Source organism: Serratia sp. 22278, from assembly GCF_052045405.1.
Taxonomy (GTDB): Bacteria; Pseudomonadota; Gammaproteobacteria; order Enterobacterales; family Enterobacteriaceae; genus Serratia; species Serratia marcescens.
Genome location: NZ_JBQEOW010000002.1, coordinates 16,315 through 29,720, shown reverse-complemented (window position 1 = coordinate 29,720; position 13,406 = coordinate 16,315). Strand labels below are relative to the sequence as shown.

The 13,406-nt window shown below is 60.0% G+C and carries 12 protein-coding genes; 4 read left to right on the top strand and 8 right to left on the bottom strand.

What is annotated here, in order from left to right; translation table 11 throughout:
• Nucleotides 1-423: 423 nt before the first annotated feature.
• From ACTJJ6_RS04765 to ACTJJ6_RS04735, 7 genes are all read right to left on the bottom strand, one after another.
• On the bottom strand, nt 424-1,713 hold the full coding sequence (locus ACTJJ6_RS04765) for an alginate export family protein (protein WP_143778302.1): 1,290 nt from the start codon (nt 1,711-1,713) through the stop codon (nt 424-426).
• A gap of 41 nt (nt 1,714-1,754) precedes the next feature.
• Nucleotides 1,755-2,654, bottom strand: coding sequence for a VOC family protein (locus ACTJJ6_RS04760; RefSeq protein ID WP_033639885.1), 900 nt, complete (start codon nt 2,652-2,654; stop codon nt 1,755-1,757).
• Nucleotides 2,655-3,232: 578 nt separating this feature from the next.
• Entirely contained in the window at nt 3,233-3,496 is a 264-nt protein-coding gene (locus ACTJJ6_RS04755; RefSeq protein ID WP_440803198.1) for a DUF805 domain-containing protein, read from the bottom strand.
• Nucleotides 3,489-3,938, bottom strand: a complete 450-nt coding sequence (locus tag ACTJJ6_RS04750; RefSeq protein WP_193842900.1) for a hypothetical protein — start codon at nt 3,936-3,938, stop codon at nt 3,489-3,491. The genes ACTJJ6_RS04755 and ACTJJ6_RS04750 overlap by 8 nt, the downstream gene beginning before the upstream one ends.
• On the bottom strand, nt 3,935-4,384 hold the full coding sequence (locus ACTJJ6_RS04745; RefSeq protein ID WP_197758458.1) for a hypothetical protein: 450 nt from the start codon (nt 4,382-4,384) through the stop codon (nt 3,935-3,937). The genes ACTJJ6_RS04750 and ACTJJ6_RS04745 overlap by 4 nt, the downstream gene beginning before the upstream one ends.
• A gap of 322 nt (nt 4,385-4,706) precedes the next feature.
• Entirely contained in the window at nt 4,707-6,902 is a 2,196-nt protein-coding gene (gene katG / locus ACTJJ6_RS04740) for a catalase/peroxidase HPI (protein ID WP_143778301.1), read from the bottom strand.
• Between the two features lie 259 nt (nt 6,903-7,161).
• Nucleotides 7,162-8,586, bottom strand: a complete 1,425-nt coding sequence (locus ACTJJ6_RS04735) for a coniferyl aldehyde dehydrogenase (RefSeq protein ID WP_240430003.1) — start codon at nt 8,584-8,586, stop codon at nt 7,162-7,164.
• A 204-nt stretch (nt 8,587-8,790) separates the two neighbouring features.
• On the opposite strand from ACTJJ6_RS04735, the gene ACTJJ6_RS04730 reads away from it, so the two are divergent.
• The 4 genes from ACTJJ6_RS04730 (at nt 8,791) to ACTJJ6_RS04715 (ending at nt 12,465) form a co-directional block, all read left to right on the top strand.
• Nucleotides 8,791-9,621, top strand: a complete 831-nt coding sequence (locus ACTJJ6_RS04730) for an alpha/beta fold hydrolase (RefSeq protein ID WP_049299773.1) — start codon at nt 8,791-8,793, stop codon at nt 9,619-9,621.
• A gap of 67 nt (nt 9,622-9,688) precedes the next feature.
• Complete coding sequence (locus ACTJJ6_RS04725; RefSeq protein ID WP_016927062.1) at nt 9,689-10,633, top strand: NAD-dependent epimerase/dehydratase family protein; 945 nt, start codon at nt 9,689-9,691, stop codon at nt 10,631-10,633.
• A gap of 231 nt (nt 10,634-10,864) precedes the next feature.
• Nucleotides 10,865-11,740, top strand: a complete 876-nt coding sequence (gene hchA, locus ACTJJ6_RS04720) for a glyoxalase III HchA (protein WP_164053038.1) — start codon at nt 10,865-10,867, stop codon at nt 11,738-11,740.
• Entirely contained in the window at nt 11,737-12,465 is a 729-nt protein-coding gene (locus ACTJJ6_RS04715; protein WP_049299771.1) for a PA1136 family autoinducer-binding transcriptional regulator, read from the top strand. Before hchA ends, ACTJJ6_RS04715 begins: the two co-directional genes overlap by 4 nt.
• On the opposite strand, the gene ACTJJ6_RS04710 is transcribed toward ACTJJ6_RS04715, so the two are convergent.
• Nucleotides 12,462-13,352 carry a LysR substrate-binding domain-containing protein gene (locus ACTJJ6_RS04710; protein WP_049299770.1) on the bottom strand — a complete coding sequence of 297 codons (891 nt, stop codon included), beginning with the start codon at nt 13,350-13,352 and terminating at the stop codon, nt 12,462-12,464. The two genes, ACTJJ6_RS04715 and ACTJJ6_RS04710, sit on opposite strands and share 4 nt — an antisense overlap.
• Between the last annotated feature and the right edge of the window lie 54 nt (nt 13,353-13,406).

The following is a 13,406-nucleotide window of genomic DNA, read 5'->3' as shown; positions in this document are numbered from 1 at the left end:
TAATGTGATATCATTGGCTTGCCTCCTTGGTCCGGCTTGAATATTGCGTTCAAGCAGAATATATCCTTATCATTAATCACGGTGAGGAATTAATTGTGCACTGTGATTGAGTTAAAGCAGTATAAACACAATTATTTTATTAATGAGTTATTCTTATATGAATCTTTTACATAAGATATGCGTAAAAGGCGTGCTTAAATAACCAGGTGGAATTAAATATTTATTTAATATTACACTGTAATTGGCTCGCGGAGTTTACGTGATTGATTTATCTTTTTGCTTTTATTTGGCTTTTGTCTGTGAATGGCGGCGAGTAGCCGCCATTGCCGCAATGCATATGGGCGGCTACTCGCCGGCGATCGTCATTAATTGAGTACGGGATTATTAAGGGCGCCCGCGTACACCAATTAACTTACCTGATACTTAAAAACTGTAGGTGCCCTGCGCCAGCACGAAGTTCATGTTTTTCAGCCCGGCATGTTGCTGCAGGCTGTTGCTGACGTCGAAGTAGACGTAGGCCACCTTGAACTGGAGATCGCTTCTCGGCATCCAGGTGGTTTCGACCTGGTACTGGTTGCCGATAAAGCGCGAGCCCTGTCCGCTGCCTTTCACCGGGCGCATTGGCCCGAGGTAGAAGGCGTCCTCGCGGCGTTGCCGCCATAAGGCGTCCCAGCTGAAGTCGATGGCCAGGGTTTGCCACGGCGTAATCGTGACCGAAGGATGGATAGCGATCAGGTTAGCCGGCGCCACCAGCCCGTTCTCGGTCAGGTAGGGCAGCTTGGGGTACATGGCGTTAAAGGTGTTAAGCTGCCCATCGTGACCGTTTTTATCGCCGCTGGCGATGCCAATCTTGCCGCCAAAGCGCGGCTGCCAGCGCCAGTCGCTCACCGTATAGCCGGCGTGCGCCGACGCCGACCAGGCGCGGATATCACGCTGCTCTGCGCTGCCGAACTGCCAGGCGGCTTCATTATCCCAGTCGAACCCCTGCGCCGCGCCGAAAATGCGCGCGCCGACGGTATAGCGCCGCTCTTGTCCGCTGAGCTGCGCGTAGTGGGCATCGTTATCCTCAAAGCCAAAGGTGTAGAGATCGAGCGAGGACGCCAGCGGCGTCAGCGGCGTGGTGCCGTACAGCCCCCACACCTTTTGGCTGTTGTCGGTATCGTCGTCGAAACTGCCGGTTTTAAGGGTGACAGGATGGCCGATAAAGGCGTCGAGGCGGTTTTTATCCTTGACCCAGCTGGCGCGGATAGCATCGAAGGAACGGCGCACGTTGGGGCCGTCGCGGGTGCCCAGCAGGTGCAGCGAGCCCAGCGCAATCTCCTGGCGGCCGACCCGCAGGGTGCCGAGGCCGTAGGCAGTGGGCAGTTTCATATCCACATAGCCCTGGCCGAGGTAGGCATGATCTTCGTCGGTCGGCTTGCGCCCGCGATCGCGCGGCGTGGCCAGCGACGATCCCACTTGCACATAGGCGCCGAAATAGTCGCCGTAGTCGAGGCGCGCGCCAACCAGCAAGCGCTGCATGAAAGTGTCGTCGCGTCCGCCATTCAGATCCCGTTGATCCGTCCATTCATAGCGCTCGCGCAGTGAACCGTCGAAAGATAAGGTGGCCGCATCGCCCAACGGGATGTTTTTCCAGGGGGAAGCGACGGGCTCCGCCGCCAGCGCGGGGAGCGTGGAAAACAGCAACAGTGCGGGTAGCGTGCGTTTCATCATGAATATCCGAAGAAAAAAGCGCGCCGCAGCGCGCCTTGGGTTTATTTAGCCGTCTGGTGAATTTCGGCGATGTAGCCGCCGGGGAAACGCACCAGCGCCGAGGCGCGGCGTTCCGCCGCCGTCGAACGCCACAGCACCTGCGCGCCAGTGGCCGTCGCTTTGGCCAGCGTGGCCTGCAGATCCTCGACGCCATAGCCGGTGCGCTCATGGCCGAACGGATAAGGCAGATGCCCATCGGTGACGAAAATGCGCGTTTTGCCAAAGCGCGAGTCCAGTTCGATCTGGCGGATTTTGCCGTTATCGTTGCGGCCGATCGCCGCATCGCTGACCTGTTCGTCGCTCACCACGTTGCCGTGCGAGAACGTCTGATAGCTTTTCAGGAAGTCATCGATGCGGTAAGCGGAGAGGTACAGGCGGTTTTCCGGCAGGCTCAGCAGCGGTTTGTAGTTGGGCGCTTTGGTGTGCCAATAGAGCTGCATGTTGACGCCGCCGGGCCACTGGATCACTGCGTCGCGCCCAATCGGATCGTCGAAGGGTTCGACCAGCACATCGGCGCCGGCGGCCCTGGCCTGCCGGATGGCGGCGTCCATATCCCTGACCAGAAAACCGTTGCGCTCGGCGCCGAACGGGTACGGGATCGGCGTTTTGAAATCGAACACCGAGAAGCTGCCGGCCGGCGTCAGTATCAGCTGGGAGTAAGTTTCGCTGGGGGTGGGCGTGACGTTGACCAGCACGCGTTCGGTACTGGTGCCGCCGAAGGTTTTCAGGATGCTGTCGACAAAGGCGTCCATTTTGCCGCGTTCGACGTAGACATGGGTGGTGTCATATTGCGGCCCCACGGCAAGAGACGCCGTATCGGCCGCCCATGATACGGCAGGGAGCAGCAGCGCAAGGGCCGATATCCTCAGCCGACGAGAAGAAATGCCGATAGTATGTTGCATGTTGACCTCCAGGTAGCGGTTATTTTCCTGAGTGAAACGTCATTTCCTATGAGCTTTCCCGTCGGCTGAAAAATAAAAGCTAAAAACGCAACGTGCGCCGTGAAACATTAACGAAGGGCGAACGTCAGACGCCTGAACGAATATCGCGCAGGTGCAGATCATCTATTTTTATGGCGTAAAACGATAGGGCGCCTTTGCCGGCCAAACCCGCTGCCGCTAAGGAATGGCGATGGTCATTAGGCCCGCCTCGCCGCGTGTTGAGGTGAGTCGAGGATAATCCATAACGGTGTTCTCCTTGATGGGATATATCGTATTAGCGCGCTGAAGTTACGTTCTTCATTGCCCTCTAAATATAAATACAGCATTAAAAGAATTGCCGCCCATCAAATTTTTATATGACTTGTTGAGTAAATGCGAATAAGCGAGAAAAGAGAATATCGCAGCGCCAGCCATGGCTCGCCGAAGCAGGCCGTTGAGGAGGCTTACGCCAGGTTTGGGCGATCGTCGTAAGGGTTATTGATGTTCTTAGCAGGAAGGAACAGCGCGAAGATCAGCATTACATAGGGTGTGAAGCAGAACTAGGTCAGGCACCAACCACCGGAGTAACCCGCATCATGCAAACGGCGCACATTGGCCGCTAGCAAAGGCAGCAAAAACGCCGCAAGCGCGAAAATGGAAATCTCATTCATCTTGCTGGCGATAACGGCGAGATAAAGCAGAAACCAAACGTGCTGGCACAAAAGCAGCATTGAATAAGGCCCACGGCTTTCGCGGCCTGAGTAGGTGAAGGTCTTTTTGTAACAGTTGAGTAGACTATTCAGGATTCTCGGTTGTTTAGACATTGCGTTCTGATTGTCCTGACTTGTTGACGAGCCATAGCGACGAACAGGTTAAAACCAGAGAAATAAGCGCTGGGCCAGCAAGGTTAAACTGTTCAAGAGCAATTGCATCCATCGGGATTTTGTTGAGAGGTTCCAGGAACTTGCTCTTAAGTATCAAGATGAAGAGAAGGTAGACGAAGTGGATACCCACCCAAGTGCTATAGATAACGGCATATCGTCCAAGGGATTTTGATTTTTTTGTCAGTACGATCTGCGTCAGGATGATGACACCGCACAAAATGAAAATCCCGGCAGTCTTGAACTGGGTAACGACCGTTGCTGCAACGTCAGAAACAAACAATGCTTTCCCGGCAAAGTAGAGCTTTGCCATTGGGAGGTACAGAAAATAACCAATAAAACCATAAATGACTATCAGACTAATGAACAGCATCGTTTTCTTCATTTTTTTAGCTCCTTGGCGCTGCTCAAGGATAACATCAAATTTTTCATTTCTAGTTCAGTACGAATCATTATCAGATTCTTGGTCGTCTTGTTGTATTTTGCCATTGCAGTAGGGGCTGATTGTCCACCGTTGCTCATAATGAATGAGACGTCTTTCCTGCTATAGAGCTTCATCTCTGGGATAGGATCTTGGCCATAAATGTAAGGTGTGGGTACGTTAATCTTATAGGATTTCCCTAAAAAGTCGGGAAGGGGGGCTTTTGCTCCATCCAGAGGCGTTACTCTTGTTTCAAATCCGGCGAACTCCAGTGAATAGAGCGTGCTGCCCCCTTGTTTGTCTCTACTGACCAAGTCGTTGCCCATCAGTATCTTAAATTTTTCCCAAATGCCGAGCTGTGTATAGTCGATCTTTCGCCCCTCCCAAAAAACCTCTTGTTCCTTACGCAATTGGTAGACGTAGCGCTGGATTTGTACAGCAGAAGGAGAGATGTGTCCTATGGACGGGAGTCAATTTTTGCTGAAAATTTGTTCTTTAATGATAAATATTCCTGTTTCTCCGTAAACATTAATATCGTCCATGATTACTCCTATTTAATTGATTTTTAATATTTTTAAATTGTCTTTGTATGCATTTAATCGCCTAAACTATCATGGGGTTATAAATTTTATCAATCAGTTAGTCATTTTTATGTGTTGTGTCGTCGGTTTTTTTACCCTCAAATAAAAAAGCCCGCCGACTTACCGTGGCGGGCTTTGTGCTGTCGCTAAGTTACGCCAGATCGAAGCGATCGAGGTTCATCACTTTGTTCCAGGCGGCGACGAAGTCGTGGGCGAACTTCTCTTGCGCGTCGGCGCTGCCGTAGACCTCGGCCAACGCGCGCAGCTGCGCGTGCGAACCGAACACCAGATCGACGCGGGTGCCGGTCCACTTGACCGCGCCGCTGCGGCGATCGCGGCCTTCGAACAGGCCGTCTTCACCGACCGGGTGCCAGGTGGTGCCCATGTCGAGCAGGTTGACGAAGAAGTCGTTGGTCAGCGCCTGCGGCCGCTGGGTGAACACGCCGTGCTGCGTGCCGCCGACGTTGGCGCCGAGCACGCGCAGCCCGCCGACCAGCACCGTCATTTCCGGCGCGGTCAGGGTCAACAGCTGCGCCTTGTCGACCAGCAGCGTTTCGGCCGGCACGCGGTATTTGCCCTTCAGGAAGTTGCGGAAACCGTCGGCGAGCGGCTCCATCGCCTCGAAGGAGTCCACGTCGGTCTGTTCCTGTGAAGCGTCCATGCGGCCCGGCGCGAACGGCACCGTCAGGGCGAAACCGGCGTTCTTCGCCGCCTGTTCCACACCCGCCGCGCCGGCCAGCACGATCAGATCCGCCAGCGAGATGCGCTTGCCGCCGGTCTGCGCGTCGTTGAAGGCGCGTTGAATGCTCTCCAGCTTGGCCAGCGTCGCGGCGAGCTGCGCAGGTTGGTTGACCGCCCAGTCCTTTTGCGGCGCCAGGCGAATGCGCGCGCCGTTGGCGCCGCCGCGTTTGTCTGAACCGCGGAAGCTGGAAGCCGAAGCCCAGGCGGTGGAGACTAGCGCGGACACCGACAGGCCGGAAGCCAGCACGGCGTTTTTCAGCGCGGCGATGTCCTGCTCGTCGATCAGCGGATGATCGACGGCCGGGATCGGATCCTGCCAAATCAGCTCTTCCTGCGGCACTTCCGGGCCAAGGTAGCGCGCGCGCGGCCCCATGTCGCGGTGGGTCAGCTTGAACCAGGCGCGGGCGAAGGCGTCGGCCAGTTCCTCCGGGTGTTCATAGAAGCGGCGCGAAATCTTCTCGTAGGCCGGATCGAAACGCAGCGACAGATCGGTGGTCAGCATGGTCGGGCGGCGCTTCTTGTTCGGATCGAAGGCGTCGGGAATGGTTTCACCGATGTCTTTCGCCACCCACTGGTGCGCGCCGGCCGGGCTTTGGCTCAGCTCCCATTCGTATTCGAACAGGTGGCGGAAGAAGTCGTGGTTCCACTGGGTCGGGGTGGTGGTCCAGGTGACCTCCAGGCCGCTGGTGATGGCGTCTTTGCCGACGCCGGTGCCGAAGGTGCTGTGCCAGCCGAGGCCCTGCGCTTCCAGCCCGGCCGCTTCCGGATCGGCGCCGACGTGAGACGCCGGGCCGGCGCCGTGGGTCTTGCCGAAGGTGTGGCCGCCGGCGATCAGCGCCACGGTTTCTTCGTCGTTCATCGCCATGCGGGCGAAAGTTTCACGGATGTCGCGCGCGGCGGCTACCGGATCGGGATTGCCGTCCGGGCCTTCCGGGTTAACATAGATCAGGCCCATCTGCACCGCCGCCAGCGGGTTTTCCAGATCGCGGTCGCCCGAGTAGCGGCTGTTCGGCCCGCCGCTCAGTTCCAGCCAGATCTTCTCAGACCCCCAGTAGACGTCGTCCGGCTCCCAGGTGTCGGCGCGGCCGCCGGCGTAGCCGAAGGTTTTGAAGCCCATCGATTCCAGCGCCACGTTGCCGGTCAGGATAATCAGATCGGCCCAGGAGAGGTTGCGGCCGTATTTCTGCTTGATTGGCCACAGCAGGCGGCGCGCCTTGTCGAGGCTGACGTTGTCCGGCCAGCTGTTGAGCGGGGCGAAGCGCTGCTGGCCTTCGCCCGCGCCGCCGCGGCCGTCGCCGATGCGGTAGGTGCCGGCGCTGTGCCAGGCCATGCGGATGAACAGGCCGCCGTAGTGGCCGAAGTCCGCCGGCCACCATTCCTGCGAGTCGGTCATCAGGGCGTGCAGATCCTGTTTGACCGCCGCCAGATCGAGGCTGTTGAAGGCATCGGCGTAGTTGAAGTCTTTATCCATCGGATCGGACAGGGGGGAATGCTGATGCAGCGGTTTCAGGCTGAGCTGATTAGGCCACCAATCCTGATTGGTGGGGCCGTTCTGCGGTGCGGGCTGCTTGCCGCCCGAAAACGGGCATTTGCTTTCAGTTGTCATAATGCGCTCTCTGCTTCCGTAAAGATGCTCCAGCCGCCGGGCGTGGAGCGGTTAACAAGGCATGCGGGTAAGGCTTGCGTCGGGTATTGCGCTAAATAACTGAACTCAATCGATTTACGTCATCCTCGCCGCCAACGGGCAAAGGGTGACTCATGGCTAAGCTTAGTCAGCGGCGGCGGAGAGATAAAATAGGAATGAGTGAATATTGTGATAGCTTGCGGCGATTTATGGGTGTGCTATTGATAGTCAACACGCCGCGTTATCGGCGCCGCAACATGAACGCGAGCACTGCGTCCGCCAGCTTGCCGAACGGCGCGCGCAGCAGGTCGGTAAAGCGCCAGCGGCTCTGGATGAAAACGCCTTTGGCGTGGCTCAGCGCCCGAAATCCTTCGATGCCGTGACAGGCTCCCATGCCGCTGGGGCCGATGCCGCCGAACGGCAGGTCGTCCTGAGCGAAGTGCAGCAGGGTGGCGTTGATGCTGACGTTGCCGGAGGCGGTGCGCGCCAGCAGCCGATCCTGCTGCGCGTCTGCCGGGCCAAAGTAGTACAGCGCCAGCGGGCGCGGCCCGGCGTTGATAATGTCGATCGTTTCATCAAAGGCGGCGTAGGTGCGCACCGGCAGCAGCGGCCCGAAGATCTCTTCTTGCATGATCCGGCTGTCGTCGGGGGCGCCGACGACCAGCGTGGGGGCCAGGGTTTTCGGCCGTTCAGACGCCGAGTCCGGGCGATGGCCGACCGGATGGAGTTGCGCGCCGCGCGCCTGTGCGTCGGCAAGCAGCGCTTGCAAGCGGTGGTAGTGCCTGTCGTTGATGATGGCGCCGTAGTCGTCGCCGGTTGGCCCGTCGGGATAAAAGCTTTTAACCGCCGCGTCATAGAGCGCCATGAAGCTTGCCAGATCGTCCTGATGAACCAGCAGGTAATCGGGCGCGATGCAGGTTTGGCCCGCGTTCGACAGCTTGCCGAACGCCACGCTCTGGACGTTTCTGGCGTTAACCGCGCCGCGCGCCATGACGGCGGGGCTTTTGCCGCCCAGTTCGAGCGTTAACGGCACCAGATGTTTGCCGGCCGCCTGCATGACCTGACGGCCGATTGCCGTGCTGCCGGTGAACACCAGATGGTCGAACGCCAGCTCGCTGAATCTGGCCCCGACGTCCGGCCCGCCGGTCACGACGGCGACCTCATCGGCGGGAAACCGCGCCGCCAGCATCGTTTGGATGAGGCGGCTGGTATGCGGCGTGAGCTCCGAAGGTTTCAGCATCACGCGGTTGCCGGCGGCCAGGGCGGTGGCCAGCGGGATGAAGGTCAACGAGAAGGGATAGTTCCACGGCGCCATGACGCCAATCACGCCCTTGGGCTGATATTGCACATAGGCGCGTGCGGCCTGATACGGCAGGGCGACGTGGCGGCGCTCCGGCTGCATGAAGCGTTTCAGGTTGCGCAGCAGGTAATCGATCGCCTGCACGGTGACCAGAATCTCCAGAATGTCGGTTTCGTAAGGCGAACGGTGGCCGAAGTCCGCGCTGACGGCCGCCGCCAGCGCGGCGCGCTGGGCCAGAATGGCGCTCCGCAAGCGGCGCAGGGCGGCCTTGCGCTGTTGCATCGTCGGCGCGCCGTCGCGCAGGAAGGCGTGGCGCTGGGCGGCAAGCCGTTGCTCCATCGTCGTGGCGGTGTCATCTCCTTGCACTTGAATACTCCTGATGCCGATCGCGTTACTGTGGGAAATACCGCTTGCCGGGCCACTATTGACCTTAAAGTGAACTTTAAACCTATACTCGTTAAACGATCAACGCAAGATCGTCGGCCAACCGGGATGAGGGAGCCAGAGATCCCGGCGCCGTGCGCAGTATAAACCTTCTTTTTTAACCATAGTGTAAATGGGAGAAACGACATGGGTTATGTAACGACCAGCGATGGCGTCGAGATTTTCTACAAGGATTGGGGCCCCAAAAACGGCAAGGTTATCTATTTCCACCACGGCTGGCCGCTGTCGAGCGATGACTGGGATGCCCAGATGCTGTTCTTCGTGAACAAAGGATTCCGCGTGATTGCGCACGATCGCCGCGGCCACGGCCGCTCCAGCCAGGTGTGGGAAGGGCACGACATGGATCACTATGCCGATGACGTCGCCGCGGTGGTAAAACACCTCGGCGTACAGGGTGCCATGCACGTGGGCCACTCGACGGGCGGCGGCGAGGTGGTGCGCTATATCGTGCGCCACGGCGAGGACAAGGTGTCCAAAGCGGTGTTGATCAGCGCGGTGCCGCCGCTGATGGTAAAAACCGACGCCAATCCGCAGGGCACCCCAAAATCGGTATTCGATGATTTCCAGGCGCAGCTGGCCGCCAACCGGGCGCAGTTCTATTACGACGTGCCGGCCGGCCCGTTCTACGGCTATAACCGCCCGGGCGCCAAGCCGTCGGAGGCGATTATCTGGAACTGGTGGCGCCAGGGCATGATGGGCGGCGCCAAGGCGCACTATGACGGCATCGTCGCCTTCTCGCAGACCGATTTCACCGAAGATCTCAAGAAGATCGCCATTCCGGTGCTGGTGATCCACGGCGACGACGATCAGGTGGTGCCTTATCAGGATTCCGGTGTGCTCTCGGCCAAGCTGGTGCAAAACGGCACGCTCCATACCTATAAGGGCGCGCCGCACGGCATCCCGACCACCCATGCCGATCAGGTCAACGCCGATCTGCTGGCGTTCGTGAACAGCTAAGCGCGAAAAAGCACCTTTGCTCCGCCCTGAGTGGGTGGAGCTTTTTTCATTGCGATGAGGAACGCCAATGCAAACGATCCTGGGCGCCAGTGGCCAGATTGCCCAAGAGCTGGCGCGTGAACTGAAGCGCGCGCACACCGATGATTTAAGATTGGTCAGCCGCCACCCGAAGAAGATCAACGACAGCGATACGCTGGTTGCGGCCGACCTGCTCGACGCGCAGCAGACCCTGGCGGCGGTGAAGGGCAGCGAGGTGGTGTATTTCGCCGCCGGCTTGCCGCCGGATTCGGCGCTGTGGGAGCGACAATTTCCGACCATGCTGCAGAATGCGCTGGACGCCAGCCGTACCGCGGGCGTGCCCTTTGTCTATTTCGACAATACCTATATGTATCCGCAGAACGGCGAGCCGCAGACGGAATCGACGCCGTTCGCGCCTCGGGGGCGCAAGGGACGGGTGCGCGCTCTGATGACCGAGAAGGTGCTCGACGAGATGAAGCGCAAGCAGATCCCCGTGCTGATCGGCCGTGCGCCCGAGTTTTATGGGCCGGGGAAAACGCAGAGCTTCACCAATGCGTTGATCGTCGACAGGTTGAAAGCGGGGGAAAAACCGCGCGTGCCGGTTCGCGATGACAGGCTGCGCACGCTGATTTGGACGCCCGACGCCAGCCGCGGGTTAGCTCGGCTCGGCAATACGCCCGACGCGTTCGGCCAGACGTGGCATCTCCCGTGCTGCGACGAGCGGCTCACCTATGCGCAGTTCGCCGCGTTGGCCTGCGAGGTGTTTGGGAAGGACATTTCATATTCCGTTATCGGCAAATGGGCGTTGATCGCCGCAGGGCTGTTTTCATCCGGGGCGCGAGAGATGCGCGAGCTGCTGCCGCGCTACGAGCACGATAACCTGTTCGACTCGACCAAGTTCAAACAGCGTTTTCCCGACTTCGCCGTCACGACGTATCGCGCCGGGCTGGAAACGATTTGGCGGGAGTGGAAGAACGCGCAAGCGCGACGTTAAGGCGTCTGTCGCGCCATGAGCAGGCGCATTCGGCACCCTGTCATCACTCTGCCCACCGTCTCGATCGGCGCGAGCGAGCCTCGACCTTCACCGGGCGGGGCTTTTTATTGGCTATGGCACCCCGCTTGAGCGCCGCCAGCGCGAGGGTGATTGAGGGATATCCCTCATTGCGGCCCCGCCGGCGGTTATTTAAGCTGAAAGGGCAATGCAACGGTGAATATGGAGATAATCATGACTGATTCAGTGTCCAACGATCGTAATCCCACCCCGGATGTGGCGGAAGACAACGCGTTCTTCCCATCGCCTTACTCCCTCAGCCAGTACACCTCGTCCAAAACCGACTTCGCGGGCGCCAGCTACCCGAACGCCTATCGCGGCGGCAAGTGGAAGGTGCTGATGATCGCCTCGCAGGAGCGCTACCTGCTGATGCAAAACGGCAAGTTCTTCTCCACCGGCAACCACCCGGTCGAGATGCTGTTGCCGATGTATCACCTGGATCTGGCCGGTTTCGAGATCGACATCGCCACGCCGTCCGGCGATCCGGTGAAGCTGGAGATGTGGGCGTTCCCGCATGAAGATGAAGCGGTCAAGGCCACCTACGAGAAGTACCGCAGCCAACTCAAGCAGCCGAAAAAGCTGGCGGAAGTGGTGAAGGATCTGGATGGCGGCAACTATCTCGGTGTTTTCATCCCCGGCGGCCACGGCGTGCTCAATGATATCCCGTTCAGTGAAGAGGTGAAAAAGACGCTGCACTGGGCCCATGACAACGATCGCTACGTGATCTCGCTGTGCCACGGGCCCGCCGGTTTGCTGGCGGCGGGCATTGGCGAGAGCAAAGACGATTTCCTCTATCGCGGCTATGAGATGTGCGTGTTCCCGGATGCTCTCGATACCGGCGCCAACATCGACATCGGCTATATCCCCGGCCCGATGCCCTGGCTGGTGGGCGAACGCCTGCGTGAGCTGGGCGTGAAGATCGTCAATGCCGACATCACCGGCAAGGTGCATAAAGATCGGCGCCTGCTGACCGGCGACAGCCCGCTGGCTTCCAACAACCTCGGCAAACTGGCGGCGGAGACGCTGCTGGCCGACGTCGCCACGCGATGAGCGACGAGATCGCGCAGCGCGCTTTCCAGACGGCGTTGGCGATGGACCACGAGCGAACCCTGTCCGCCATTCAGGGGCGGGTTCGCGCCTTCGCCGCGCCGTTCGGCTTCGATCGCTTTGTGCTGTTTTCCGCTTCCGCCACGGCGGAGGCGGGGATCGAGCATATTTATTGGGTCGAAGGCGACTGGTTCGGCGAGGGGGAGGCGGTCGATGCGCTGACCTACGTACGGCACTGCCCGGTGACTCGCCACATGCTGCGGGCCAGCGAGCCGTTCTTCTGGACCAAGACCCGGGCGCAGCAGGGAGAGCGCTACCGGATTGTGCGCACGCCGCGCGGCGCGGGCCTGCACGGCGTGCAAATCCCGGTGTTCGGCCCCGCAGGCCTGGAGGGCGCCGTCAGCCTGGGAGGCGAGCGCATCGACGCCTCGCCGCCGGTGCGGTTGGCGCTGTCGCTCGTGGGCTCGGCGGCCTTTCTGGCGGCGCGGCGGCTGTTCGAACCGGCGGCCGGCAAAGAAGAAGGCCGGCTGTCGGCGCGCGAGCGTGAGGTGCTGAGCTGGACCGCCATCGGCCGGCGGCAGGCGGATATCGCCGCGATGCTCGGCCTGTCTGAACGCACGGTGGAAAACCACCTGCGCCGCATTCGCCGGCGTCTCGGCGCCGCCACCACCGCGCAGGCGATCAGCGTGGCGATCCGCCTGGGCGAAATCGCCCCCGAGAGCCGTTAGCCCGCCGCCATTTGCCGCAGCAGCCACGCGCGCAGCGCCATGATATCGGGACGCTGTGCGGTCTCCTCGGTGGTCATCAGATAGTAGTTGGCGCCGGGCAACGACATCTCGAACGGCGCGGCCAGCACGCCGCGCTGCAACAAATCGCGCGCCAGCAGCCGGCTGGCGATCACCACCCCTTGGCCCGCCACCGCCGCCTGCAGCGCATGGGTTTCGTCACTGAAGGTCAGCCCGGCTTCCACGTTCAATCCTTCCGGCCCGTAGCGCCGTCGCCAGTTCTCCCAGGTCGGCGAGTCGGCGGGCACCTGCCGATGCTCCACGTGAAACAGCGTCACCCGCTGCAAATCTTCGATGCGCTCCAGCGCCAGCGCCGGGCTAGCCACCACGATAAAACGATCCTCATGCAGCAGGGTGCAGTGCAGATCGCTTTCCGGCATTTCGCGGTAGCGGATGGCGACGTCCACGGTGCGCTGGCTGAGATCGACGCGCTCGACGCTGGTGTGCAGGCGCAGATCGATGGCGGGAAACTCCGCCTTGAAATCCGCCAGGCGCGGCACCAGCCAGTGGGTGAGAAAGTTGGAGGTGGTGGTGACGGTCAGCGCCGGCGGCTGCCGGGCGCGGGTGATTTGGGCGACGGACTGCGCCAGCGCGGCAAAGGCGCGCTGGGTGCCGGCATACAGGATCTCGCCGGTCTCGGTCAGGCTGACGCCCTGCGCGCTGCGCTCGCACACCCGGCATTCCAGCACCGACTCCAGCAGCTTGATCTGGTGGCTGACTGCCGTCGCGCTGACGCCCAGCTCCTCGGCGGCATGTTTAAAGCTGCGGCAGCCGGCCACGGCGTGGAAAGCGCGCAGCGCACCCAGCGGCGGCAAACGGGTTTTTCTCATGGCTGAATTATTCTCATCCAAGGCTGAAAACTATGAGTTTGTCTGACCGATTAT